Source organism: Amycolatopsis sp. M39 (genome assembly GCF_001651785.1).
Classification (GTDB): domain Bacteria; phylum Actinomycetota; class Actinomycetes; order Mycobacteriales; family Pseudonocardiaceae; genus Amycolatopsis; species Amycolatopsis rubida.
In genome coordinates this window covers 1-23,668 of record NZ_LWSF01000002.1, presented here as the reverse complement: position 1 = coordinate 23,668, position 23,668 = coordinate 1, and the positions used below count along the sequence as shown (strand labels likewise).

The 23,668-nt window shown below is 68.0% G+C and carries 22 protein-coding genes and 3 pseudogenes; 19 read left to right on the top strand and 6 right to left on the bottom strand.

The genetic code is table 11. The features are described from left to right. Positions 1-53 precede the first annotated feature (53 nt). The 3 genes from A4R44_RS04810 to A4R44_RS04800 are packed head-to-tail and all read left to right on the top strand — an operon-like array spanning position 54 to position 2,622. A complete protein-coding gene (locus A4R44_RS04810) occupies positions 54-1,412 on the top strand; it encodes a HAMP domain-containing sensor histidine kinase (RefSeq protein ID WP_198545173.1) in 1,359 nt (452 codons plus the stop codon). A 2-nt stretch (positions 1,413-1,414) separates the two neighbouring features. Beyond that, positions 1,415-2,083 (top strand): response regulator transcription factor, encoded by a 669-nt coding sequence (locus tag A4R44_RS04805; protein WP_093572602.1) that lies wholly within the window; start codon positions 1,415-1,417, stop codon positions 2,081-2,083. Next, the gene (locus A4R44_RS04800) at positions 2,080-2,622 is read left to right on the top strand and encodes a chloramphenicol phosphotransferase CPT family protein (RefSeq protein WP_067576712.1); all 543 of its coding nucleotides are present in this window, start codon (positions 2,080-2,082) and stop codon (positions 2,620-2,622) included. The genes A4R44_RS04805 and A4R44_RS04800 overlap by 4 nt, the downstream gene beginning before the upstream one ends. On the opposite strand, the gene A4R44_RS04795 is transcribed toward A4R44_RS04800, so the two are convergent. The 3 genes from A4R44_RS04795 to A4R44_RS04785 are packed head-to-tail and all read right to left on the bottom strand — an operon-like array spanning position 2,611 to position 4,166. Continuing rightward, on the bottom strand, positions 2,611-3,012 hold the full coding sequence (locus tag A4R44_RS04795) for a CoA-binding protein (RefSeq protein ID WP_067576710.1): 402 nt from the start codon (positions 3,010-3,012) through the stop codon (positions 2,611-2,613). The genes A4R44_RS04800 and A4R44_RS04795 overlap by 12 nt on opposite strands. A 41-nt stretch (positions 3,013-3,053) precedes the next feature. Further along, the gene (locus tag A4R44_RS04790) at positions 3,054-3,620 is read right to left on the bottom strand and encodes a hypothetical protein (protein WP_067576708.1); all 567 of its coding nucleotides are present in this window, start codon (positions 3,618-3,620) and stop codon (positions 3,054-3,056) included. 42 nt (positions 3,621-3,662) lie between these two features. Beyond that, positions 3,663-4,166 (bottom strand): VOC family protein, encoded by a 504-nt coding sequence (locus tag A4R44_RS04785; RefSeq protein WP_067576706.1) that lies wholly within the window; start codon positions 4,164-4,166, stop codon positions 3,663-3,665. A 152-nt stretch (positions 4,167-4,318) separates the two neighbouring features. Here A4R44_RS04785 and A4R44_RS04780 point away from each other — a divergent pair, with 152 nt between their 5' ends. Together A4R44_RS04780 and A4R44_RS04775 are read left to right on the top strand one after the other, a co-directional pair. Beyond that, positions 4,319-5,116 carry a 2-keto-4-pentenoate hydratase gene (locus A4R44_RS04780; RefSeq protein WP_067576704.1) on the top strand — a complete coding sequence of 266 codons (798 nt, stop codon included), beginning with the start codon at positions 4,319-4,321 and terminating at the stop codon, positions 5,114-5,116. Then, the gene (locus tag A4R44_RS04775; RefSeq protein WP_198545172.1) at positions 5,113-5,874 is read left to right on the top strand and encodes a 2-keto-4-pentenoate hydratase; all 762 of its coding nucleotides are present in this window, start codon (positions 5,113-5,115) and stop codon (positions 5,872-5,874) included. Before A4R44_RS04780 ends, A4R44_RS04775 begins: the two co-directional genes overlap by 4 nt. On the opposite strand, the gene A4R44_RS04770 is transcribed toward A4R44_RS04775, so the two are convergent. After that, a complete protein-coding gene (locus tag A4R44_RS04770; protein ID WP_067576702.1) occupies positions 5,864-6,721 on the bottom strand; it encodes an alpha/beta fold hydrolase in 858 nt (285 codons plus the stop codon). The genes A4R44_RS04775 and A4R44_RS04770 overlap by 11 nt on opposite strands. 91 nt (positions 6,722-6,812) lie before the next feature. Here A4R44_RS04770 and A4R44_RS04765 point away from each other — a divergent pair, with 91 nt between their 5' ends. The 7 genes from A4R44_RS04765 to A4R44_RS04735 all read left to right on the top strand — a co-directional run bounded on the left by A4R44_RS04765 (position 6,813) and on the right by A4R44_RS04735 (position 14,108). After that, positions 6,813-7,250 (top strand): hypothetical protein, encoded by a 438-nt coding sequence (locus A4R44_RS04765; RefSeq protein ID WP_093572607.1) that lies wholly within the window; start codon positions 6,813-6,815, stop codon positions 7,248-7,250. A 32-nt stretch (positions 7,251-7,282) separates the two neighbouring features. After that, positions 7,283-8,920 carry a 2,3-epoxybenzoyl-CoA dihydrolase gene (gene boxC, locus A4R44_RS04760; RefSeq protein ID WP_067576700.1) on the top strand — a complete coding sequence of 546 codons (1,638 nt, stop codon included), beginning with the start codon at positions 7,283-7,285 and terminating at the stop codon, positions 8,918-8,920. A gap of 4 nt (positions 8,921-8,924) precedes the next feature. After that, a complete protein-coding gene (gene boxB / locus A4R44_RS04755; RefSeq protein WP_067576698.1) occupies positions 8,925-10,346 on the top strand; it encodes a benzoyl-CoA 2,3-epoxidase subunit BoxB in 1,422 nt (473 codons plus the stop codon). Positions 10,347-10,356: 10 nt separating this feature from the next. Next, positions 10,357-11,919: a benzoate-CoA ligase family protein gene (locus A4R44_RS04750; RefSeq protein WP_067576696.1), complete on the top strand. Its 1,563-nt coding sequence runs from the start codon at positions 10,357-10,359 to the stop codon at positions 11,917-11,919. Between the two features lie 13 nt (positions 11,920-11,932). Further along, positions 11,933-12,787: an amidohydrolase family protein gene (locus tag A4R44_RS04745; RefSeq protein WP_067576694.1), complete on the top strand. Its 855-nt coding sequence runs from the start codon at positions 11,933-11,935 to the stop codon at positions 12,785-12,787. Between the two features lie 137 nt (positions 12,788-12,924). Next, on the top strand, positions 12,925-13,419 hold the full coding sequence (locus tag A4R44_RS04740) for a helix-turn-helix domain-containing protein (protein WP_067576691.1): 495 nt from the start codon (positions 12,925-12,927) through the stop codon (positions 13,417-13,419). A gap of 185 nt (positions 13,420-13,604) precedes the next feature. Further along, the gene (locus tag A4R44_RS04735; protein ID WP_067576689.1) at positions 13,605-14,108 is read left to right on the top strand and encodes an RNA polymerase sigma factor; all 504 of its coding nucleotides are present in this window, start codon (positions 13,605-13,607) and stop codon (positions 14,106-14,108) included. A 22-nt stretch (positions 14,109-14,130) separates the two neighbouring features. Here the strand turns inward: A4R44_RS04735 and A4R44_RS04730 are convergent. Then, positions 14,131-14,591, bottom strand: a pseudogene (locus A4R44_RS04730) (MarR family winged helix-turn-helix transcriptional regulator). Positions 14,592-14,852: 261 nt separating this feature from the next. Here A4R44_RS04730 and A4R44_RS52195 point away from each other — a divergent pair. From A4R44_RS52195 to A4R44_RS04715, 3 genes and pseudogenes are all read left to right on the top strand, one after another. Continuing rightward, positions 14,853-15,203: a hypothetical protein gene (locus tag A4R44_RS52195; RefSeq protein WP_338080522.1), complete on the top strand. Its 351-nt coding sequence runs from the start codon at positions 14,853-14,855 to the stop codon at positions 15,201-15,203. Between the two features lie 49 nt (positions 15,204-15,252). Beyond that, a complete protein-coding gene (locus tag A4R44_RS04720) occupies positions 15,253-16,383 on the top strand; it encodes a dipeptidase (RefSeq protein ID WP_067576687.1) in 1,131 nt (376 codons plus the stop codon). 37 nt (positions 16,384-16,420) lie between these two features. Further along, positions 16,421-16,847: pseudogene (locus A4R44_RS04715) on the top strand (lipopolysaccharide assembly LapA domain-containing protein). Positions 16,848-16,861: 14 nt separating this feature from the next. Here A4R44_RS04715 and A4R44_RS04710 read toward each other — a convergent pair. Further along, entirely contained in the window at positions 16,862-17,638 is a 777-nt protein-coding gene (locus A4R44_RS04710) for a hypothetical protein (RefSeq protein WP_067576685.1), read from the bottom strand. Positions 17,639-17,729: 91 nt separating this feature from the next. Here A4R44_RS04710 and A4R44_RS04705 point away from each other — a divergent pair. The 4 genes and pseudogenes from A4R44_RS04705 (at position 17,730) to ectA (ending at position 23,571) form a co-directional block, all read left to right on the top strand. After that, positions 17,730-18,520: pseudogene (locus tag A4R44_RS04705) on the top strand (Abi-alpha family protein). Between the two features lie 4 nt (positions 18,521-18,524). Then, positions 18,525-19,769: a DUF445 domain-containing protein gene (locus tag A4R44_RS04700; RefSeq protein ID WP_067576683.1), complete on the top strand. Its 1,245-nt coding sequence runs from the start codon at positions 18,525-18,527 to the stop codon at positions 19,767-19,769. Positions 19,770-19,816: 47 nt separating this feature from the next. Beyond that, complete coding sequence (locus A4R44_RS04695; RefSeq protein WP_067576681.1) at positions 19,817-22,834, top strand: patatin-like protein; 3,018 nt, start codon at positions 19,817-19,819, stop codon at positions 22,832-22,834. 242 nt (positions 22,835-23,076) lie between these two features. Then, positions 23,077-23,571, top strand: coding sequence for a diaminobutyrate acetyltransferase (gene ectA / locus A4R44_RS04690; protein WP_067576656.1), 495 nt, complete (start codon positions 23,077-23,079; stop codon positions 23,569-23,571). Positions 23,572-23,668: the final 97 nt, after the last annotated feature.

Below are 23,668 nucleotides of genomic sequence, written 5' to 3'. Positions count from 1 at the left end.
TCCGCGCTCGTTACGCTGCGTGCGTGAGACTTCTCGCTGCCGCAGGTGTCCGGATGCGGACAACCGGGGTTGCCGTGCTCGCGCTCGCGTTGGCCATCGCGACCGCGTGCGTCGTCGTGGTGCTGTTGCTGCAACAGTCGCTCGACCGAAGTGTCACCGAGAGCGCGCGAAGTACCGCGCGGCAGGTTGCTGTCCAACTCGTGCGCGCGGGCGCGCGAGACCTGTCTCCGAGCGACGTCGCGAGCACTGGTGACACTGAAGCCGTGACGCAGGTCCTCGGGCCGCGGAGCACGCCTATCGCGAGCGACCCGGCGATTGTCGGCCGTCCGGCTATCACCGCCGCGCGCCCGGCTCCGGGACAGGAGACTGTCGAGACCCTGCCGCTCGGCTTAGACGGCGACGGCAGCGACTACCGCTTGGTTTCGGAAGGTGTCAACGGACCGGGCGGACCGTTCACCGTTATCTCGGCACGGTCGCTTGAGCCGGTCACTGAAGCCTCTGCTCGGCTTACGCTGCTGCTAGGGCTGATCTCGCTGCCGCTGCTCGGTATCGCCGGTTTCGCGGTGTACCGCTCCGTCGGCTCTGCGCTTCGCCCAGTGGAGCGGATGCGGCGCACTGTCGCCGAGATTTCGACGCGCGACCTCGCGTTGCGCGTACCGCTGCCGCCTGGCGGCGACGAGGTGCACCGGCTTGCTGTCACGCTCAACGAGATGCTTGAGCGGCTTGGTTCCGCACAGGCCGCGCAACGCCGCTTCGTCGCCGACGCGAGTCACGAGCTGCGCTCGCCGCTGTCGACCATCAGCACTGCCCTAGACGTTTCTAACCAGCACCCGGAGACCACTAGCGAATTGGTACCGGTGATTACTCGCGAGACCGCGCGCCTGCGAGAGCTAGTCGACGACCTTCTGATGCTCGCGCGCACCGACGACGCCACCGACCGGCCCGCGCGTACTGAAGTCGATCTGGACGACATCGTTCGCGCCGAAGCCGAACGCGTACGCGGCGAAGCGGCTGTCGAGATCGAAGTGCGCGCGGGACCGGCGAAGGTGCGTGGCAGTGAGGCGCAGCTGCGTCGCGCCGTACGCAATCTCGTCGACAACGCATGCGGGCACGCGCGCGAGCGGATCCGGATTGCGAGTTCGGTGCAAGATGAGATGGTCGTGGTGGAGGTGAGTGACGACGGCCCGGGCGTCGCCGAGGACGACCGGGAGCGAGTGTTCGAGCGGTTTGTGCGGCTGGACGCTTCGCGACGGCGCGGCGGGACCGGACTGGGCTTGTCGATCGTGGCCGGCATCGCGGCCCGGCACGGCGGCCGCGCGCGGTACCTCGACGTGGCCGACCCGAGCTACCCGGGTGCGCATTTCGTGATCGAACTGCCGAGCATCGAATTGCCCCGGATCCAGGAGGACTGAGCATGCGGTTGCTGATCGTGGAGGACGAGCTGGAGTTCGCCGAAACCCTTCGCCGTGGCCTGGTCGCCGAGGGGTTCACGGTGAACGTGGCGCACACCGGACGGGACGGGCTCTGGTCGGCGACGGAGCACGATTACGATGCCGTGGTGCTCGACATCATGCTTCCCGAGCTTTCCGGCTACGAAGTGCTGAAACGCTTGCGGGCGGCGGAGAATTGGACGCCGGTGCTGATGCTCACGGCGAAGGACGGCGAGTACGACGAGGCCGACGCGTTCGATCTCGGTGCGGACGATTATCTCTCGAAACCGTTCTCGTTCGTCGTTTTGCTGGCTCGGCTGCGGGCGTTGCTTCGGCGGGGCGCTCCGGCTCGTCCGGCGGTGTTGACCGCTGGGGATCTGCAGCTCGACCCGGCTGCGCGGACTGTCCACAGGGGAGAGACGCGGATCGAGTTGACCGCGCGGGAGTTCGGGTTGCTGGAGTTTCTGCTGCGGCGGCAGGGGGCGGCGTTGACCAAGAACGAGATTCTTGGCCACGTTTGGGACGCGCATTACGAGGGGGACGAGAACGTGGTCGAGGTTTATGTGGGGTATTTGCGGCGGAAGATCGACGCGCCGTTCGGGACGCGGACGATCGAGACGGTGCGCGGGGTAGGGTATCGGCTTGTCGGATGAGCGGACACGTCATTCTCCTCAATGGCGCGTCCAGTTCCGGCAAGTCGAGTATCGCGGCGGAGTTGCTGGACGTGCTGCCGGGTCCGTATTTCTCGCTGCCCCGGGACGCGGTCAACAGCATGCGATCGCGGACGCAGACCCCCGAATTCGGCACGCCGGAGTTCGACGAGGTTTTCGAACGGACGGTGCGCGGCTACCACCGCATGCTGGCCGGGCTCGCGGCGGCGGGCAACGGCGTGATCGCCGACCACGTACTCCGGCCGCATTGGCTTGACGACTGCCTGGAAGTGTTGCGGGAGCAGGAAGTTACCTTCGTAGGCGTGCACTGTCCGGTACCGGAGCTGCGGCGGCGCGAGCAGGCGCGGGGTGACCGCCCCGCCGGTCTGGCGGAGCGGCAGTATCCGATCGCGCACGCCCATGGCGATTATGACCTCGAATGTGACACGTCGGTACACAGTCCGAAAGAATGCGCACAATTAATCGCGGAATTCATCGATAAAACAGGGCGTTCCCGAGCATTCGCCCGGTTAAGCCAGTGAAATCCCCGCCACTGCCCGTACCACGGCAGTGCACCGATCCTCGACATACTCCAACCCGGCCTCGGAAGCGATCCTCCGCGCCTCCGCCGACACGATCCCCTGCTGCAGCCACAACGCCTTGGCCCCGATCACCACCGCGGAACGGGCGATGTCCGGTGCTTCCCCGGCCGGACGGAAGACGTCCACCAGATCCACCGGCTCCGGAATGTCCTCCAGCGACCGGTACGCCTTCTCCCCGAGCAGTTCAGTCGCCGACGGGTGCACCGGGATGATCCGGAAACCGTGCGCCTGCAGCGAAGCCGGTACGCCGTGCGCGGCCTTGCCCGGGTCGCGGCTCAGGCCGACCACGGCGATTGTGCGCGCGCTGGCGAGGATCTCTTCAGGCTTCATATCCTCCTCAACATCCCAATACAGCGAACGATTCCGCCACGTCACAACCGCCACAGCCGCAAGCCGCGGACGCGGTACACCGGCCACAGCACGTGCCACGGCGACCGCCGCAGGAACGCGGAGCTGCACACCAGAACATTGCGCGCGACAGTGGACGCGACTTCGTGCCGGTCCGGCCATGCTTCGCCGCGGGCGCCGAGCGCTAGGCGAAGGACGGTCAGCAGACCGCGTCCTTGCAGGTCATAGCGAGCACCAGTGTCGCCCGCGTCGGGGATGAGGCGGGCGATTTCCACCCGAAAGGCATCAGCGACCGGCGCACCTGGTGGCACGTCGAACACGCTGCCCGCGATCGCACGGCCATGCAGCCGACGCGCGAATCGCGCGAGCAGCCGTCGTTCCCACCACGGCAGCAACCGGCGGTGCGCCAGCAGTGCGGCACACTCGCTGTGGCCGAGGGCGAAAACCTCGGCGAGATCGTCGTACCGACTGATCGCGGTCGGCTCCGCCAGGTGCAGCCGCACCTCGAAGCGGATCCGCGCGATCAGCTCGTCGATTGCTTCCCGCCGGTCGAGCCGTGCCTTCTGCCGCGAAGCCGCCCAGTCGCCCATGGGCCCACACTCTGAACCCGGAGGCGCACCGAGTCCAGTGGTTCAGCCGATCTTCGACCCGTACATCTCGCCGAGGTCGTCCGCGATCAGTTCGATCCGGGCGCCGTCCGGGTCGGCGAAGTAGATCGACGTGCCGCTCTCTTCCTGGTACTGCACGCCGGCGGCGTCGAGCCGGGAGCGCGCGCCCGCCCAGGCTTCCGGGGTGAGCGACAGGGCCAGGTGGTGCAGCCCGCCGAGCACCTCCGCGTACGGGCCGAGGTCGAGGCCGGGCAGGTCGAAGAACGCGACCGCGTTGCCGTTGCCGACGTCGAAGAAGAAGTGGCTCGACCCCGGGTAGTCGCGGTTTTCGATCAGCTCGGTGAGCGGGAAGCCGAGAATATCCTGGTAGAAGGTGATCGTCCGCTCGACGTCGCTGGACAGCAGCGCGGTGTGGTGAATGCCGCGGCCGACGGTCGCCGGGCGTTCCGCGGCGGGGTGCAGGTGCTGCTCCCGCAGCCGGTCGCGGGCCTGCGCGAGCTGGGCGACTTCGGTCTCGGTGGGTGCCATCGCGGGTCACGTCCTCTCTGGGAGCCAACACGAAGTACAGTACGCCGACAAACTCTTGCGTGCAAGAGATTAGCGAGCGAGAGAAGCAGCTCGTACCGGTGAATGGAACGACCGGGTTGGCTCAGGCGGCGCGGTCAGGCAAAGTCCGACCCGTGGAACCCGCTGAGCTGCAGGACGCCGTCGCACTGCTGAAAAGCGCGTACGAGCGCCACGAGCCGATCGATCCGCTCGTGAAGACCTTCCCCGAGGGCACCATCGAAGACGCCTACCGCGTGCAGCAGGAGCAAGTCCGCGCGTGGGTGGCTGCGGGAGACGTGGTGCGCGGCCACAAGGTCGGCCTCGCCTCCGCGGCGATGCAGCGCCAGATGGGCGTGAACCAGCCCGACTTCGGGCACCTCACCAGCTCGATGTTCCTGCTCGAACACCAGCCGATCCCGACCACGCGGTTCCTTCAGCCGCGCATCGAACCGGAAATCGCGTTCGTGCTCGGCGCGCCGCTGCGCGGTCCGGGCGTGACCGTCGCTGACGCCGTCCGCGCGGTCGACTTCGTGCTTCCGTCGCTGGAGATCGTCGACTCACGGGTCCGCGACTGGAAAATCTCGATCTTCGACACCGTCGCGGACAACGCGTCGTCCGGCGGCGTCATCCTCGGCAGCAGTCCGACCAACCTGCGTGACGTCGACCTGCGGCTCGCTGGCTGCACGCTGCACGTCAACGGTCAGCTCGCGGCCACCGGCGCGGGCGGCGCGGTGCTGGGTTCGCCGATCAACGCCTTGGTATGGCTGGCCAACACGGTCGGCCCGCTCGGGGTGACGCTGGAGCCCGGCCACGTCGTACTGCCCGGTTCGATGACCGCCGCGCAGACCGTCCGCCCCGGCGACACCGTCGTGGCGACCATGGCCGGCCTGGGCAGTGTGACCGCGGTATTCGCGCCGGAGGAGGACAAATGACCGCCGAAATCGTTGCCGCAGCGCAGGAATTGCTCAACCGGACGGAAGAGGGCACGCAGCTCACCGACACCTGGTCAGACCTCGACCTCGCCACTGCGTACGCGATCCAGGACGAGGCTCTGCGGCTGCGTCAGGAACGCGGCGAGACGCTGATCGGCGTGAAACTCGGGCTCACCTCACGCGCCAAGCAACAGCGGATGGGCGTCGAAGAACCCCTGCTCGCGTGGCTGACCGACGCGATGGTGCTGCCCGCGGGCGCGCCGACGCCGCAGCTCATCCACCCGCGCGCGGAGCCGGAACTGGTGTTCGTGCTCGGCGAGCGGCTCGCCGGTCCTGGCGTCACCGCGGCTACCGCTCTCGCGGCGGTTTCCCAGGTGTACGGCGGAATCGAGATCATCGACAGCCGCTACCGCGACTACCGTTTCACGTTGCCGGACGTCGTCGCGGACAACGGTTCGTCGGCGCTGTTCGGGCTCGGCTCGGTCGGCCGTCCACCGTCCTCTTTGGACCTTTCGCTGGAAGCCGCGCTGCTCGAAGTGAACGGTCAGATCGTCGACACCGCGACCGGTGCCGCCGTGCAGGGCCATCCGGCCGAGGCGTTGGCGCTGGCGGCGAACTCACTGGCCGCGCGCGGATTGGCGCTCGAACCGGGCTGGCTCGTGCTGACCGGCGGGATGACCGACGCCGTCGAACTGCGTCCCGGCTCCCGCGTCGCCGCGCACTTCTCGAACCTGGGCTCGGTGACGATCAGCGGGTAGCGAGCCGTTTGATCCCGGCGATCACGCGCGGCCACACCTCGCGCGGCAGGTCGTGTCCCATACCGGGCACGAGATCGAGGTCCGCGCCCAGCGCGCGGGCCGTCGCGCGCCCGCCGGAGCGGTGCACGAGCGGATCGGCCGTACCGTGAATCACCAGCGACGGCACGGAAAGCCGACGCAGATCGGCGGTCCGGTCGCGGGAGGACAGGATCGCGGCGAGCTGCCGGAACACGCCCGCCGGGTTGAGGCCGCGGTCGTACGTGCGTTCCGCGCGCTGGCGGAAATGGTCCTCGTCGAACTGGTATTCGCGCGAGCCGATCAGCTTTGACGTGCGCACCAGCTGCGTCACGTAGTCCTCTCGCGTACGCGGCCCCGGAGCCAGCATCGCGAGCGCGGCCCGCGGGCTGGGCAGGCCGACAGTGCGCGCGCCGGTGGTCGACATGATCGAGGTCAGTGTCCGGACGCGCTGCGGATGCCGGATCGCGAACTCCTGCGCGATCATCCCGCCCATCGACGTGCCGACCACGTGCGCGCTCTCGATTTCGAGAGCGTCGAGCAGTTTGCCCGCGTCGTCGGCCAGATCGCCGAGCGAGTACGGCGCGGACCGCAGGAAGTACGCGAGCGGCAGGCTGGCCCGGCCGGTCCACCACTGCGAACGCCCGACGTCGCGGTTGTCGAACCGGTGCACGTGGAAACCGGCCGCGGCGAGCTGGGCGCAGAACTCGTCGTCCCACCAGATCATCGGCGCGGCAAGGCCCATCACCAGCAGCAACGGCGGCGCGTCCGGATCGCCGAACGATTCGTGGCACAGGGTGATGCCGTCGGCCTCGACAGTCTGCTCGGTCATGGCTCCAGTTTCGCGCACGGCTTGGTCGATCGCCGTCGACCGGGTACTCTCCCGCTAGAGCGATCTATCAAATCGCACGGGGGTGAGCAGCATGGACGTTCTGCGCGAGAAGGGACTCGGCCCGCTGCGGATGATTCTGGTGTTCACCCTGGTCAGCACGGTCCTGCATTACACCCACAACGTCGTGCGCGCGGCGGACTACCCGCAGATCCCGGGTGTCAGCGTGCAGGCCGCGCAGATCCTGGTGGCCCTCAGCTGGGTGGTCTTCACCGTGTTCGGCGCGCTCGGCTACCGCGCCTACGTGCACGGCCGGTACTGGCGTTCGCTGGCGTTTCTGCTGGTCTACTCGCTGTCCGGGCTGGCGAGCGCGGGACATTTCCTCGTCGGCGTGCCGCGGATCCCGGCGTTCTGGTTCGCGACGATCTTCACCGACTCGTTCGCGGCGCTCGCGCTGTGGGTATTCGTCTGCTGGACGGCGATGCGGCTCAACCGGGTGAGCGTCGCGGGGCAAATGTCTACACAACATTGACGTTCGTTGAAACCTTGTAGACAATCGAGGACGTGACCACCACCACACCTGTCACATTCGAGCGGCATCCGGACACTTACCGGCACTGGCGGCTGACCGTCGAGGGCGAGGTCGCCTGGCTGGAGATGGACGTCGACGAACAGGGCGGCCTCGTGCCCGGGTACGAGCTGAAGCTCAACTCATACGACCTCGGCGTCGACATCGAGTTCTACGACGCCACGCAGCGGCTGCGGTTCGAACATCCACAGGTACGCGCGGTGATCGTGACGAGCGCCAAAGACAAGGTGTTCTGCGCCGGGGCCAATATCCGGATGCTCGCCGCGTCGCCGCACGAGTGGAAGGTGAACTTCTGCAAGTTCACCAACGAGACCCGCAACGGCATCGAGGACGCGACCGAGTTCTCCGGCCAGACCTACGTCGCGGCAGTGAATGGCAGCTGTGCCGGCGGTGGTTACGAGATCGCGCTGGCCTGCGAGAAGATCCTGCTGGTCGACGACAACTCGTCCACGGTCGCGTTGCCCGAGGTGCCGTTGCTCGGCGTGCTGCCGGGCACCGGCGGGCTCACGCGGGTGGTCGACAAACGGCGCGTCCGGCGGGATCTCGCGGACGTGTTCGCGACGCGGCCGGACGGGGTCAAGGGCCGGACCGCGGTCGACTGGCGGCTGGTGGACGAGCTGGTGCCGCGCGTCGGATTCCGGGAGAAGGTGCTGGCGCGGGCGCACGACCTCGCCGCCGAATCCGACCGGTTGCCCGCTGAGCGGGGGATCGAGCTGGCCCCGTTGGAGCCGTCGGTGACCGCCGACAGCATCGAGTACCGGCACGTCCGGATCGCGTATGACCGGCCGAACTCGCTGGTCACGCTCACCGTGCTCGGTCCTTCCGGAGAACCGGCGCTCGACGGTTGGCTGCTGCGGCTGACCCGCGAGCTGGACGACGCGATCCTGCGGCTGCGCACGAACGAACCGGAACTCGGTACCTGGGTTTTGAAGACCGAAGGCGATCCGGTGCAGGTGCTCGCGCACGAGGAGTTCGTGCTCAGCGGAAAAGACTGGCTGAGCAACGAAATCCTGCACTACTACAAGCGCACGCTGAAGCGGCTGGACGTCACCAGCCGCACCTTGATCGCGTTGATCGAACCGGGCAGCTGCTTCGCGGGCAGCCTGCTTGAGCTGGCCTTCGCGGCGGACCGGCAGTACCTGCTGGACGGGCCGCCGATCGACGACGAGGATTCGCCGGAACGCGCGTCGATCACCTTGTCGGAGGCCAATTTCGGCGTCTTCCCGATGGGCAACGGACTGTCCAGGCTCCAGTCGCGGTTCTACGGCGACGACGACCACCTGAGGTGGCTGGCCCGCGAACGCGACCGTGCGCTGAGCGCCGCCGAGGCCGTCGAACTCGGCCTGGTCACCGACGCCCCGGACGACCTCGACTGGGCGGACGAGATCCGGATCGCGCTGGAAGGCCGGGCCTCGCTGTCGCCCGACGCGCTCACCGGGATGGAGGCGAACCACCGGTTCGTCGGCCCGGAAACGATCGAAACCAAGATCTTCGGGCGGCTGACCGCCTGGCAGAACTGGATCTTCACCCGACCGAACGCCTCCGGGCCCGAGGGTGCGCTGCGTCGTTACGGCACCGGGCAGAAGGCGGTCTTCGACAGGAAGCGGGTCTGAACCGATGCCCGAAAAGATCGACTACGACGCCAAAATCCCGAACAACGTCCAGCTCGCCGACGACCGCAGGCTGCAGCGCGCGCTGGAGGGCTGGCAGCCGAAGTTCATGAACTGGTGGGGCGAGATGGGTCCCACGCTGGAGACCGAGGGCGTCTACCTGCGCACCGCGGTGAGCGTCGGCCGCGACGGCTGGGCGCACTTCGACCACGTCAACGTCCCGGACTACCGCTGGGGCATCTTCCTCGCCGAGCGGGAACAGGACCGGCGGATCGCGTTCGGCGAGCACGCCGGCGAACCGGTGTGGCAGCAGGTGCCCGGGGAGTACCGCGCCGACCTGCAGCGGCTGATCGTGATCCAGGGCGACACCGAACCGGCGTCGGTTGAGCAGCAGCGACTGCTCGGGCTCACCGCGCCTTCGCTGTACGACCTGCGCAATCTCTTCCAGGTGAATGTGGAAGAGGGGCGGCACCTGTGGGCGATGGTGTACCTGCTGCACGCGTACTTCGGCCGCGAAGGCCGGGACGAGGCCGAGGGACTGCTGCTGCGCAACTCCGGCAGTCCGGACGCGCCGCGCATCCTCGGCGCGTTCAACGAGGAAACGGCCGACTGGCTCGCGTTCTACATGTTCACCTACTTCACCGACCGCGATGGGAAATACCAGCTCGGCACGTTGAAGGAAAGCTCGTTCGACCCGCTGTCGCGCACCTGCGAGTTCATGCTCAAGGAAGAGGCGCACCACATGATGGTGGGCACCACTGGCGTCGACCGGGTGGTGCAGCGCAGCGCCGATCTCATCCGCGAGCACGACACGTACGACATCGCGTCGCACGGCGGGATCCCGCTGGAGGTGATCCAGCGATACCTGAACTTTCACTACACCGTGTCGCTCGACCTGTTCGGCAGTGAAACGTCGACGAACGCGGCGAACTACTACACCGCCGGGCTCAAGGGCCGCTGGCAGGAGACGCGGCGCAAGGACGACCACAAACTCACCGAGGACAGCCGCCTGCTGGAGCGTCCGCGCGACGACGGGACCTGGACGTCCGAGGAACTGCAGGCCATTCTGTTGCTGAATCTCGACCTGCGCGGCGAGTACACCGCGGACTGCCAGACCGGGGTCAACCGGTGGAACAAGATCCTCGGCGACGCGGGCATCGACTTCCGGTTCGCGTTGCCGCACCCTGGTTTCAACCGCGAGGTGGGCATAAACTCCGGCCACCACGTCACTCCGGACGGCAGCATCGTCGACGAGGCCACGTGGGAGGCAGCGCGGCGCAAATGGCTGCCGACGACCGAGGACCTGACGTTCGTCCGGTCGCTCATGCACCCGGTGTACGAGCGCGGGAAGATCGCCAGCTGGGTCGCACCGCCGAGGCAGGGCATCAACGGCAAACCTTTCGACTACGAGTACGTGTACCTCACCTGAGGGGGCACCGATGACGGTTCCCGCGAACTTCAACGCCGCGGAGTACCTGCTCGGCCAAGGCCGTCCGGACGCGCTCGCGGTCGTCTCGCCGCGGCGCACGCTCAGCTACGGCGAACTCGCCGCCGAGACCCACCGGGTCGCGGCCGGACTGCGCGCGCTCGGTGTGCGTCCGGAGGAGCGGGTCATGTTCTGCATGGTCGACGACGTCGAACTGCTGAGCGGGATCCTCGGCGCGATGCTGGTCGGCGCGGTCGCGGTTCCGGTGTCCACTATGGTCACCGGGCTGGAACTGGGCCAGGTGCTCGCCGATTCGCGGGCGCGGGTGCTGTGCGTGTCCGGCGAGTTTTCCGCGCAGGCGGCGGGCGCGCTGACCGGTGCGCCCGAGGTGACCGACGTGGTGCTCGACCGGGCGGACCCGGCGGAATTCCCCTTCGGAGTGCGGACGCATCGGTGGCCGCTGACCCTGGCAGACGATGTCGTGGCCTCGCCGGCTTGGGAGGATTCGCCCGCGCTGTGGCTGTACACGTCGGGCACGACCGGCAAGCCGAAGGGCGCGATGCACCGGCACGGGAGCATTCGCGCGGTGTGCTCGACTTACGCTTCGCAGGTGCTTGGAGTGTCCTCTTCGGACCGATTCTTGTCAGTGCCGAAGTTGTTCTTTGCTTATGGTCTTGGAAATTCGGCGTTCTTTCCACTCTCTTGCGGAGGGACGACGCTGCTGGAACCGGCTCGTCCGACGCCGGGGATCATTGCCGCGCGGGCGCGGGCGGACCGGCCGACGCTGTTCTTCGGCGTGCCGACCTTCTATGCGGCGCTGTTGGCCAGTGACGTGCCGGACGACTCGTTCTCCTCGGTGCGGTACGCGGTTTCGGCTGGGGAGCCGTTGCCGTCGGCGCTGTTGGCACGGTTCCGTGAGCGGTTCGGGGTCGAGATTCTGGACGGGATCGGGTCGACCGAGGCGTTGCATATCTTCCTGTCCAACCAGCCGGGTGCGGTACGGCCGGGCAGTACCGGGGTGGCGGTGCCGGGGTACTCGGTCGAAATCCGGGACGAGCAGGGTGCGGTGATTTCGGAAGCGGGACGGCCGGGTGAGCTGTTCGTCTCCGGCCCGTCCATCGCGACTGGGTACTGGGCGCGATACGAGACTACGAAACAGGTTTTCCAGGGGCCGTGGTTGCGCACCGGGGACAGCTACGTGCGTAACTCCGACGGTACGTATACCTGTCTCGGCCGTTTTGGGGACATGCTGAAGGCGGGCGGGATTTGGGTGTCTCCGTCCGAAGTGGAGGAACGACTGCTGCAACATCCGGCGGTTGCCGAGGTAGCGGTGGTCGCCGCGCCGGACGAAGACGGACTGGACAAACCGGTGGCCTGCGTTATCGCCGCGCCTTCGTCCGCTGTGGACGCTGAGGAGCTGATCGAGTTTTGCCGGGAGGGCTTGGCGGCGTTCAAGCGGCCGCGCGGGGTGGTCGAAATGGCCGAGCTGCCGAAGACCGCGACCGGGAAGATCCGGCGGAACGTGATCCGCGAAATGGTGCGCGAGTCGCTGCTCGTGCCGCAGCCGCAATCGTGATCGACTGGCCGGCATGATCGACGAGCATTTCGTGGTGGACGCCCACGTGCACACCCCGCGGCTGCCCACGCTCAAGCCCGCGTGGCTGGACTGGGCACGCGACTTCGCCGGCGAGTATCCGTGGCGCACAGTGTATGACGCGGACGGTGCGGTGCTCCCCGCGGCGATGGACGACCTCATGGCACGGGAGGGCGTCGACCGGGTGCTGCTGTTTTGCGAATACAGTCCGCGGGCCACCGGTATCCAGGCGATCGAAGACAATCTTCCGCTGGTCGCTCATAACCCCGAGCGGTTCCGGCTGGTGGCCAACGTGAACCCGCATCTGCACCATCCGCTGGCCGAGGAGGTGGAACGCCAGCTCGCGCTGGGCGCGGTGGCGTTGAAGATCCACCCGGTGCACGGCGCGTTTTCCCCGGCGGACAAGGAGCTGTACCCGGTCTACGCCTTGTGTGCCGAACGCGGAGTTCCGGTGATCCTCCACTCGGGACTGTCGGTTTTCCCGGGATCCCGTGCCAGCTATGGGGATCCTTCGCTGCTGTCCGATGTGGTCGAAGACTTCCCGTCGGTGAACTTCGTCTTCGCGCACGGCGGCCGTGGCTGGTGGTACGACGTGGCGGCGTTCATGGCCCAGGCGAGGCCGAACGTGTGGCTCGACCTCGCCGGGCTGCCGCCGAAGAAACTGCCGGAGTATTACGCGCGATTCGATCTCGTGCGGTTGGCGCGGAAATGGATCTTCGGTACCGACTGGCCCGGGGTGCCGGGAACCGCGGTGAATGTCCGTGCGGTGGCCGATTTGGGTTTGCCCGCGGACGTCCTGGACGGTGTTCTTTCCGGCAACGCGTTACGGCTGATGCCCGGCCTGCGCTGAGTTTCTTCGCGTCGAGCGGCTGGTCTAGCGTGTGGTCCGGACCGGTACCGCAGCTGTCGACGGAAACTTTCTGCTTGTCTTTTGCAAGCACTAGCCGGAGGCGATGGTAAAGTGCAAGCGGTCGGAGGAGGTATGCGATGCCGGACGATCCGCGCTCGGGGTGCCCGATCAACGCCGCGATCGAGGTCGTCGGCGACCGCTGGAGCCTGCTGGTCCTGCGCGACGTGATGTTCGGCGACCGGCGGCATTTCCGGCAATTGCAGTCGCAGTCGGAGGAAGGAATCGCGTCGAATATCCTCGCCGACCGGCTGCGCACGCTGACCGAAGCCGGATTGCTCACGCGCGATTCGGCCGGTCGCGGGCAGCGCGCGACTTACAGTTTGACCGAAGCGGCGATTCAGCTGGTGCCGGTCTTGGTGGCGCTGGGAAGCTGGGGCTTGCGGCATCGGCCGACGACGCCGGAACTGCGCGTCCGAGCGGAACTGCTGGAGGCCGGCGGCCCGCCGCTGTGGGAAGAATTCATGGCGGAGCTTCGGGAGCGGCATCTCGGGATCCCCCGGCCGGGCGGGGGCGGGCCGACGGCGACGGAGCGCTTGGCGGCGGCTTACGCGGAGGCTGTCGCTCGGGGCTGATGCGGCGGGCGATGTGCCTCGTTGCCTCGGATCGATCTGTCGACCCGCTGCGCGCCCGAGACGCCCGCCCGGGGCTGGATACATTCAGCCGAAGTTGATCACTCAATCCGGCGTTCGCCCTGCTGAAACGGATCCGCCGAGCTGCCCGGCCCGTCAGCCTTCCCGTGCGAGAAAGGGAGCCGGGAATGCGGAATGAGGATGAAGTGCGCCGTTTGTCGACGAGAATGAATCGGATCGTCGGCGCGAACCCGGGTTTTCGTGCCGACGTGGACGATGCTTGTCAAATGGCCTGGCTGGAATTGCTCAGCCGCCAGCCGAACTTGCGGGATGCGAACGGCCTGGCCGGTTGGCTGACGACGGTCGCGTGGCGGCATGCGCTCCGGGCGGCCGAAAATCGGGCGCGGGTGAAGTCGGTGGTTGACTCGCGCCTGGATATGCCCGCATCGGCGGAGTCGCCCGAGGCGGAGACCTTGGCCGGCGAGCTGGCGACCGCGTTATGGCGCGCGGTGGAGAAGTTCCCGGAGCGGCACCGGCGGATGATGCTCCTGCTGGCGCACTGCCCGGAGCTCCGGCACGACCAGCTGGCCGCCGAACTGGGCATCTCGCCGTCGAGCGTGAGCCGGATCCGGTACCGCTGCTTGGCGGTCCTGCGCCGTCGGCTGGAGGCCGAGGGCTTCAGCTATCCATGAACCCGGGGTGGTCAACCCGCGATCACCCGTTCACCGACCGAAGCGTCCGCATCGCCTCCGCCAATCCCTCGGCGTCCGGGCCCAGCGGGGCGAGCACGATCCGCCGCAGGATTTCCGCGCAGGCGGCTCTCGCTTTGAGCGCTACCTCCAACCCGTGCTCGGTCAGGGCGGCGAACGTCACCCGGCGGTCTTCCGGGCTCGGGATCCGGCAGATCAGATCCGCGGCGGCCAAGCGGTCCGCCACCTTGGTGAAGCCTCCGCTCGACAGGGCGGCTTCGGTCGNTCGGTCGCCAGGCGGGTCATCGGCATGCGGTGTTCGGGCGAACGCACCAGGCGCAGCAGGATGTCGAACGACGCGGGAGCCAGGTCGAACCGTTCGGCGATTTCTCCCATCAGCGCGTTCTGCGTGGCCAGATAGCCCTCGATCACGAGGCCCCACCACGTCACGATCTCGTCGTCGTCCGTCTGCGGATCCGGGGTCATCTGCCGGAGTCTACCCGGAATACATCTTGCGCGCGAGAATTTACGCTGGACAACGAAGGATGAGGTGTCCAAAGAGGAGTGACGATGACGCACCGGTCCGCCGAGGGCGACCCGGTGCTTATTCTCCTCCACGGAACCGGCGGTGGCCAGACGATTTGCTCAGTGTGGCGAGCGAACTGAGCCCGGAATCGGCGACGCTCGCGCCGACGGGGCCGATTTCGGAAACGGGGCGGCGCGGTGGTTTCGGCGGTCGGCGGAGGAGTGTTCGATCATGAGGACGTCCGGGCGAGGGCGGGCGAACTGGCGGATTTCCTCAACGAGGCCCGGGAAAAGTACGGGTTCAGCAGGGCGGTGGCGGTAGGATTTTCGAATGGAGCGAACAGCACGGCAGCGGTAGCGCTCACCCGGCCGGACGCGCTCAGGGAAGCGATGCTGTTCTCGTCGATGTCCCCATTGCCGGAATTGCCACGCCTCGATCTCACCGGAACTCGCATATTCCTTTCCCATGGCGAACAGGATCCGCTGCCCGCCGCCGACGAACTCGTCCGCCAGTTCCGCGAACGGCATGCCGACGTGGCGACGCACCGCTGGCCGGGAGGGCATCAGCGGTGACCGGCGAAGGAGCAAGCGCGGCAAGGGCCTGGCTCGCTAGGGTCGGGGCATGACCGAGCTGACCCGCGCGCAAGACCTGCTCGCCTCCACGATCCTCGCCGACGGACACAACGACCTGCCATGGGCGCTCCGCGACAAAGCCGGCCCGAACCCGGTCGAGGCGGTGGCGGGCGTGGATCTCACGGTGGCCCAGCCGACGCTGCACACCGACTTCCCCAAACTCGCCGAAGGCAAGCTGGGCCTGCAGTTCTGGTCGGTGTACGTCCCGTGCGAGTTCACGGGCGACAGCGCGGTCACCGCGGTGCTGGAGCAGATCGAGGTGGTTTACCAGCTGGCCGAGCGCTACCCCGAGCGGCTGCGGCTGGTGACTACGGCCGAGGAGGCGGAGGCGGCGTTCGCGGACGGGCGGATCGCGTCGCTGCTCGGGGCCGAGGGCGGGCACAGCATCGCCGAATCCCTCGGCGTGCTGCGGATTCTGCGCCGGCTCGGCGTTCGCTACATGACGCTGACGCACAACTTCAACACCACCTGGGCGGACTCCGGAACCGACAAGCCCGAGCACGACGGGCTCACCGAGTTCGGTCGCGAGGTCGTGCGCGAGATGAACCGGATCGGCATGCTGGTCGACCTTTCCCACGTCGCGCCGAGCACCATGCGCGCCGCGATCGAGGTGTCGAGCGCGCCGGTGATCTTCAGCCACTCGTCGTGCCGCGCGGTCAACGACCATCCGCGCAACATCCCCGACGACGTGCTCGCCCAGCTGCCCGGCAACGGCGGCGTCGCGATGATCACCTTCGTGCCCGCCTTCATCTCCGCCGCGGTCACCGAGTGGGACAACCGGCTCCGGGACGCGATGACCGCCGCCGGGCAGGAGTTCCTCGACCTCGGCCAGCGCGGCCGGTTCGCCGAGACCTGGGACGCGCCGCCCAAGCCGAAGGCGACGATCGAGGACGTCGTCGCGCACATCGAGCACGCGCGCGAGGTCGCCGGGATCGACCACCTCGGGCTCGGCGGCGACTACGACGGCGTCGGCACCCTGCCGGAAGGCCTCGAAGACGTGTCGAAGTACCCGGCGCTCATCGCCGCGCTGATGGAACGCGGCTGGAGCGACGAGGACTGCGCGAAACTCGCCGGCCGCAACACGCTGCGGGTGTTGCGCGAGGTCGACGCCAAGCGCTGAATTAGCGCGGCACGGCGAGTGGGCGGACAATCGCGGTATGTCCCACGCGCGAAACGACGGTCCCGACGAGGCCGCGAAATCGGAAGTTCCCGAGGCGCCGGGCACTGAGGTGCCCGGCGCACTCGACCACGCCGCCCCGGGCACCGCACCGGGAGCCGAACCCGGACCGCGGCCGCCCGCCGCGAAACCCGCGGGCCGCCGGGGCAAGGTCAAGTCCACCCGGATCAGCGGCACCTGGATCGCCGTGATCGTGGCGATCGTCGTGCTGGCCTTCCTGCTGGTGTTCATCCTGCAGAANCCTGCAGAACCTGGACACGGCGACCGTCCACTTCCTCGGCGCGTCCGGCAGCATGCCGCTCGCGGTGGCGATGCTGTTCGCCGCGATCGCGGGTGCGGCGCTGATCGCGTTGATCGGCGGGGCGCGGATCTTGCAGCTCAGGAAGCAGGCGCGGCGTCGTAGGTGAGCGGTCGTGAGTGTTCATCGCGGCGAGAACCGGGATAAACACCCACGACCTCCCAGCCCCCGCAGGATCTCGCACACCGCCGGGTCCCCGCTGACCTGCACTCGCGCGCTCGCTTCCGCTGCGGGCAACGTCCCGCTGCACCACCGCCAGAACGCGTCCGCGTCGGTCGCCAGAGACGCGAGCGGAGACCGTGACCTCGCCGCACCGCGGTCGATCGTCCAGCCCACCGCGGTAGCGCGGAGAGTCCACCGCCCGGCCCCCTCCACCGAACACGTCACCTGACGTCCGGCCCGCGCGGTCACCGCCCGCAATGCCTGCGGCAGCGAACGCAGAAACGTGTCCACTACCGGCGTCCGGAACTCCGGGTCGTCGAGCAGCGGAGCCGCCGCGGCCTCCCGGATCTGCTGCTGAAGCACCCACTGCTCCGCGTAGTCGCGAGCGACCGTCAGCCACAGCGGTGCCGCGGCCGGTTCGTCCAGGTCTCGGTGTTTCCACAGTTCGGTGAGCTGCGTCGTGCTGTCCACGAGCATCGCGAACAGCACCTCCGGCGACAGCTGCCGGCAGGCGGAGACCCAAGACGTCCCGTCGGCGAAGTGGCCGTCCCGGTCCCGGGAGAGCCGCCTGAGCTTGAGGCCGAGGACGTGCGCGGCCAGGTCGTGCACCGTCCACTCGCCGAGCGCGGGCCGGGCCCACTCGGGCGTCCGGAGGTCGGAGAGAACTCCGATCAGCGCCTGTTCTTCGCGCACGAGCAGCGGCAGCACGTCGATCGGCGGTCCCCACGGCGCGGTCATGCGCGCTATCCAACACCCACCGGCTCGGCATCACAGGGCCGTCCGGCCTACTCGCAGGTAGCATCAGCGCGAACAGTGAGGGGAGCAGCCTGTGGACTACCAGCGACCGAACGGCCGGGGCACCGCCGAGGACGTGGCCAACCTGGCCCGCCGGGCAGGCCAGCTCGCCGGATGGGCGGCGCGCACCGGCTTCGACCTGACCCGCAAACTCCCCGGGGTGGACACCGCTGAACGCGGCCTCAAGCAGGTCGAACGCGGGCTGCTGAGCGAACTGCGCCGCCGCCTCGACGAGGTCGACGATCCTTATCACGCGGCGCTGACCGCGGCGTCCGCGATGAACCGCGCCGACGCCGGCAGCCGCGCCGTCGAAACGACCGTGACGCTGGTGCCCGCCCGCGACCACGTCGAACCGCTGCGCGCGGCGATGGCCGAACTGCTCAACCACTCCATCGGCTTCGGCCGCGAGCGCGCCCGCGAGTACCTGTACGCGATCATTCTCCGCCAGCTCACGCCTGACGAGGCGCGCATCCTCTCCGCGCTGTCGGACGGCTCCCCGTTCCCCGCGATCGACGTCGCCGAGCGCAGCGCCATGGGCGGCACCGGCCGGATCTTGCTGCGCAACGCCTCGACGGTCGGCAAAGCGGCCGGGGTGTCGCTGCCGGACCAGGTGCCCGGCTACGTGACCCGGCTGATCGGCCTCGGCCTGGTCGAACTGGACGAGGAGGTGCCCTCGCTCGAGACGCAGTACGAGNCCTGCTGACCGACGAGACGGTCCGCGAGGTCGAGAAGCGGGCCAAACGGATCAAGATCGTCCGCCGCACGATCCATGTCTCGCGGCTGGGCGCGCAGTTCTGGCAGGCCTGCGACCCGAGCCTCGGCTGAGCCGATGGGCGAGTTCGTCTCGAAGATTCTCGACGACTTCGTCCGGTACTGGCCGCTCTATGTCTCCATCCCGATCGTCGCCGCGCTGATCGGGTACGGCACGAAGCTGGTCGCGATCCGGATGATGTTCCAGCCGGTCGAGTTCATCGGCGTCAAACCGTTCCTTGGCTGGCAGGGCATCGTGCCCAAACGGGCCGCGCGGATGGCGAGCATCGCCTGTGACACGATGACCGAGCAGCTGATCAAACCGGCCGAGGTCGTCGCCCGGCTCGACGCCGCCCGGATCGCCAAGGAAATCGAGAAACCGCTGCTCGCGGCGGTCGAGGACATCGTGCGCGAGGTGGCCGGGCACTATCAGCCGGGTCTGTGGGAATCGCTGCCGGTCGGCGTGCAGCGACTGGTGATCCAGCGCGTGCAGGCCGAATCGCCGCACATGGTCAAGGCCGTGCTCGAACTCATCCAGTCCGATGTGGACAGTGTGTTCGACCTCAAGGGCATGGTGGTGACCAGCCTCGTCAAGGACAAACGGCTGCTCAACCGGATCTTCCAGGAAGCGGGCGCGGAGGAGTTCAAGTTCATCGCGCGCTCCGGGCTCGTGTTCGGCGGCCTGATCGGCGTCATCCAGATGGTCGCCTGGGTGCTGTTCAAGTTCCCGCCGATCATGCCGTTGTTCGGTCTGTTCACCGGCTGGTTCACCGACTGGCTCGCGCTGCGGATGATTTTCTACCCGCTGGAGCCGAAGAAATACTTCGGTGTCACCTGGCAGGGCCTGTTCCTCAAGCGGCGCGGGGAAGTCGCCGAGGCCTACGGCGAGTTGATCGCGAAGGAAATCATCACGCCGCACAACGTCATCGAGGCGGTGCTGCAGGGACCGCTTTCCGATCGGGTGCTGGCGCTCATCCAGCGGCAGCTCGACCGCGAGCTGGGCCGCGCGGCGAACGTGGCGAAACCGTTGCTGGTCTTCGCCATCGGCAGCCGCCGCTACCAGGACATGAAGCTGGCCATCGCCGAGCAGATCATGACCCGGCTGCCGGAGACGATGAGCTACATCGAGGATTACGCCACCGACGCGATGGACATCCGGAACGTCCTGGTCGGCAAGATGAAGGAATTGTCGCCCGAGGAGTTCGAGCAGCTGTTGCGCCCGGCTTTCCAGCAGGACGAATGGATTCTCATCGCGACCGGCGCGGTGCTCGGGTTCGCGGTCGGCGAGGCGCAGGTACTGGTGCTGGAGCACCTCGCCTCCTGACGCCGCCCCCTTGTGGAGGAGCGGCCTGGGCCGGGAGACTGACCCTCATGGGTGAGACGGCGGTGCCGTGGCCGCAGGAAATCCGGATCGCGATGGCCATGGTGGGGGGATCCAGCCTGGCAGTGTGGATGGGGGGAGTCGCTACCGAGACGTCGGCGTTGCTGCATGCTTCGCGCACGCCGGACGCAAGTAACGGCTATCGGAAACTGCTCGACCTTTTGCACGCTTCGGTGCGCCTGGATGTGCTCACCGGAACGAGCGCGGGCGGCATCAACGCCGCGTGTCTCGGGCTGGCCGAGGCATACCGGTCGACGCCGGCGATATTGCGCGACACCTGGTTCTCCGCCGGGTCGCTGGAGAATCTGATCCGCGACCCCGGCGAGACGCAGCCGCGTTCGGTGCTGAACGGTGACAAGGTGCTGCTGGGCGGGCTGGTCCAGGCAATGCACGACATCACCGGATCCGGCGTCGTGCCCACCGAGCCGCCGGACGTGACCGTGTTGCTCACCGGCACCATGCTCGACGGCGAGACCACGCAGTACGACGACGCGCTCGGAAACCGGGTGCGGGACACCGAACATCGCATGCTGTTCCGCTTCGACGGTCCATTGTGGAATAACCAGGTGCACGGCCCGCTCGCGCTCGCCGCCAGGTCGAGTGCGTCCTTCCCCGGCGCGTTCGAGCTGTCGCGCATGCCGATCGGCCCCGAGGCGGCGGACCGGATGCATCCGGACATGACCGACTACACGGAGCTGGTGCGTTCGCATTGGCTCGCCGACGGCGGCGTGCTGGTGAACAAACCGCTGCGGCCGGCGCTGCGGGAGATCTTCGAACGCTCGTCGTCGACGGATGTGCGGCGGCTGCTGCTGTATGTCGTTCCGACGGTCGACGGCGAAGCCAAGCCGATGACCTGCGACCCGGCTGATCCGCCGATGCTCGGCACCGCGCTGGCGAAGGTCGCCTCGACGATCATGAGCCAGACCATCAGCGTCGAACTGGAGGAATTGAGCAGGCACAACTCCGCCGTCACGCGCACCAGGGACACCCGGGTCGCGCTCGCGTCGCTCGGCCTGCGCGGCGGACAGCTGGTGGACGACCGGGTGCACCGGGCGTACCTCGACCGCCGGGTCGCGCTCGACGCGGCCGAACTGGTGCGCGCGGTCACCCGCCGCTACGAACTGTCCGATGAGGACGGTGGCTGGGCGGCCGGGAATTCGGCGCTGCTGCAAGACATCGCCGCCGACGGGCTGCGCCGCGGGATTCCGGACACGCTGCCCGGCGAGTCGGTCACGGTCGGCGAGATGGTCCGCTACCGCACCTCGACGCTGGAGGACGCGGTCGCCACCGGCATCCAGCTGATCAACGCGGGCTTCCGGATGGGCCCGGGTCTCGACCAGGCGACTCAGCTCAACGAGGTCCGCGCGAAAATGCACGCCGCCCGCCGGAGCGCGGCTCGCGACGTGCGGTTGTCGGCGTGGGTGGCCCGGCACGAACCGCCGCGGCCGGGCACCTCGATGCCGGACTGGATCGGTCAGCTCGCCGCCGAATGGGCGGACCTCGGGGCGTCGGACGCGGTCCGCGAGGCGTGGCCGGAGCTGACCGGTGCGCTGCGGTCGGCGGCTCCGGTGCTGCAATCGTTGTCGGGCAAGGAAAACCAATGGTCCGCCGATGCCGCGGACACGGTGACGACGCTGCTCGACTGGTTCGGCCTGGACAACGCGGACGTCGCGGACGGTTTCGTGATGGCACGGTTCTTGTTGCTGCACATGGCAACGCGCGGACTTCTGGCCGAGGCGCCGGCGGTGGACCAGCGCGTCGATCTGGTGCAGATGAGCGCGGACAGCCGCACCCTGCTGGATCTGGCCCGGCCGCGCGGCCGGGACAAGCTGACCGGGACGCAGGCGAGCAACTTCGGCGGATTCTACAAAGCGTCCTGGCGCGCGAACGACTGGATGTGGGGCCGGATCGACGGCGCGGGCTGGCTGACGCAGTGCCTGCTCGACCCGAAACGCCTGCGGGTACTGCGCGACATCGTGGGCCCCGGGGAATTCCGGGAGCAGGTGCGGACGACGTTCCGCGAGATCGGCTGGGAGCCGCCGTCGCCCGCGGACAACGGGATGCCCGCGGACCTGTCCGGTCTGCTCGCGCAGCTGGGCGACGAACTGGCTTTCCTTGGCCTGGACGCGAATCTGTCGCCGGTCGACTTCGGCAAGGAGATCCCGACCAGCCTGCCGGTGACGTCGATGGTGCTGGCGAAGTCGCGGCAGCTGGCCATCGCGCGGGAGGAACTGCCGGTGCTCGCGAGCCAGGCCGAGGCGGATGCGAAGGAGGGCAACGGAAAAGCGTCGGAGAGTTTCCGGAAGTTGATGGTTTCCCGGCCGCTCGAACAAAAAGTCGAGAAAACCGCCGTCCAGCCGGAAAACGGTGGACAACCGGACGCGGCGCAGCGCGCTTTCCAAGCCTGCCAGGTTTCCGCCGAACGCTTCGAGGGCGAACTCGGCAGTACGCTGCTCACCAAAACGATTGTCAAAGCCGGAGCCGCCGGGCTCAATGCCGCCTCCACCGCCGCCCGGGTCCCGAAAACCCTCCAGCCGCTGGCGAAGTTCACGCAGTTCAGCAGCCGGAGTGCGTGGTGGGTCACCCAAGGCGCGACGCGGCTGGGCCGTCCCTGGAACCTGCTGGCCGCCGCGATCACCGCGATCGCCGGGTTCGTGCTCAGCGGCGAAGGCGGATCCGTCCTGCAATGGCTCGGTCTGCCCGTGGCGGGCGGCGCACTTGTGTTCCTCGTGGTGAGCCTGCTGACCTTGAGGCGCACGTGGCGAATGGTGCTCACCGTGCTGGGCGTGCTGGTGATAGCCGCGTTGCTGTTCGCGGCTTTCCTGCCGCCCATCGCGCAGCCGCTGTTCGGCTGGCTCGGCACCGTTGTGGACGGTTGGCGCCGCGGGCAGGCTCCGCTGTGGTGGCTCGCGGTCGTCGCGCTGCTCCTGCTGCCCGCGATCTGGACGCCGCTGTCCGGGCTCGGACGGAGGAAGCGGCGGCGGTCCGGTCCGGACAGGCCCCGCTGAACCCCAGGTAGAGCGCGTTTTTCGGCGCTGGACTTGCGGGCGCGCCGCCGAAGGCCCATGGTCTGGGGTCACAGGTCGCATACCGAAGGTGTGCGGCCCAGGCGCACGCATGCCCAGAACTTAGCCTCGTCAAACATGTTTGTGGCACTCCTCACCGGGGTATCCCTGTCGTCCCTGGTGAGGGCGGTGGACGTGGCATGGATCGCTGGCGGCGCGAAAATTCTCTGTTACGTTTCCAAAGTATGTCCGGAAAGCACTTGATCGAATCCCCGACCAAGGCCGATGGTGCCGCTCTTTGGCGAATCGCGCGCGATTCGCAGAAGCTTGATCTCAACTCGCCGTATGCGTACCTGCTGTGGTGCAGGGATTTCGCGGAGACCTCGGTCGTCGCCAGGGTCGACGGTGAGCCGGTCGGATTCGTGATCGCTTACCGAAGGCCGTCCGCGCCGGACGTCGCACTCGTGTGGCAGGTCGCCGTCGACGCCTCGCAGCGCGGAAAAGGCCTGGCCGGGCAGTTGCTGGACGGCCTGTACACGCGCCTGGTCGGCGAGGGCGTGCGGTACCTGGAAACCACGATCACCCCGGACAACGCGGCGTCGATCCGCCTGTTCGAGTCGTTCGCGAAGCGCTGGAACGCGGATCTGGAACACCGCCGGCTGTTCGAAGTCGCTGATTTTCCGCAGGGGGAGGCACACGAACCCGAGGATCTTTACCGCATCGGGCCGTTGCGCCGCTAACAACCCGTCAATTTCGCCGAGTAGGAGCGAAAGAAATCGTTATGAGCATCTTCGAAGAGCTCGAATCAGAAGTCCGCAGTTACAGCCGGGGTTGGCC

What these genes read in the sequence shown, in the direction of transcription:
- boxB (WP_067576698.1), top strand. Translation starts at nt 8,925, where the DNA reads ATGCCCGAAAAGATCGACTACGACGCCAAAATCCCGAACAACGTCCAG.
- A4R44_RS04735 (WP_067576689.1), top strand. Translation starts at nt 13,605, where the DNA reads ATGCGGAATGAGGATGAAGTGCGCCGTTTGTCGACGAGAATGAATCGG.
- A4R44_RS04750 (WP_067576696.1), top strand. Translation starts at nt 10,357, where the DNA reads ATGACGGTTCCCGCGAACTTCAACGCCGCGGAGTACCTGCTCGGCCAA.
- A4R44_RS04765 (WP_093572607.1), top strand. Translation starts at nt 6,813, where the DNA reads ATGGACGTTCTGCGCGAGAAGGGACTCGGCCCGCTGCGGATGATTCTG.
- A4R44_RS04805 (WP_093572602.1), top strand. Translation starts at nt 1,415, where the DNA reads ATGCGGTTGCTGATCGTGGAGGACGAGCTGGAGTTCGCCGAAACCCTT.
- A4R44_RS04700 (WP_067576683.1), top strand. Translation starts at nt 18,525, where the DNA reads ATGGGCGAGTTCGTCTCGAAGATTCTCGACGACTTCGTCCGGTACTGG.
- A4R44_RS04790 (WP_067576708.1), bottom strand. Translation starts at nt 3,620, where the DNA reads ATGGGCGACTGGGCGGCTTCGCGGCAGAAGGCACGGCTCGACCGGCGG.
- A4R44_RS04695 (WP_067576681.1), top strand. Translation starts at nt 19,817, where the DNA reads ATGGGTGAGACGGCGGTGCCGTGGCCGCAGGAAATCCGGATCGCGATG.
- A4R44_RS04800 (WP_067576712.1), top strand. Translation starts at nt 2,080, where the DNA reads ATGAGCGGACACGTCATTCTCCTCAATGGCGCGTCCAGTTCCGGCAAG.
- A4R44_RS04810 (WP_198545173.1), top strand. Translation starts at nt 54, where the DNA reads ATGCGGACAACCGGGGTTGCCGTGCTCGCGCTCGCGTTGGCCATCGCG.
- A4R44_RS04740 (WP_067576691.1), top strand. Translation starts at nt 12,925, where the DNA reads ATGCCGGACGATCCGCGCTCGGGGTGCCCGATCAACGCCGCGATCGAG.
- A4R44_RS04720 (WP_067576687.1), top strand. Translation starts at nt 15,253, where the DNA reads ATGACCGAGCTGACCCGCGCGCAAGACCTGCTCGCCTCCACGATCCTC.
- A4R44_RS04745 (WP_067576694.1), top strand. Translation starts at nt 11,933, where the DNA reads ATGATCGACGAGCATTTCGTGGTGGACGCCCACGTGCACACCCCGCGG.
- ectA (WP_067576656.1), top strand. Translation starts at nt 23,077, where the DNA reads ATGTCCGGAAAGCACTTGATCGAATCCCCGACCAAGGCCGATGGTGCC.
- A4R44_RS04775 (WP_198545172.1), top strand. Translation starts at nt 5,113, where the DNA reads ATGACCGCCGAAATCGTTGCCGCAGCGCAGGAATTGCTCAACCGGACG.
- A4R44_RS04785 (WP_067576706.1), bottom strand. Translation starts at nt 4,166, where the DNA reads ATGGCACCCACCGAGACCGAAGTCGCCCAGCTCGCGCAGGCCCGCGAC.
- A4R44_RS04710 (WP_067576685.1), bottom strand. Translation starts at nt 17,638, where the DNA reads ATGACCGCGCCGTGGGGACCGCCGATCGACGTGCTGCCGCTGCTCGTG.
- A4R44_RS04770 (WP_067576702.1), bottom strand. Translation starts at nt 6,721, where the DNA reads ATGACCGAGCAGACTGTCGAGGCCGACGGCATCACCCTGTGCCACGAA.
- A4R44_RS04795 (WP_067576710.1), bottom strand. Translation starts at nt 3,012, where the DNA reads ATGAAGCCTGAAGAGATCCTCGCCAGCGCGCGCACAATCGCCGTGGTC.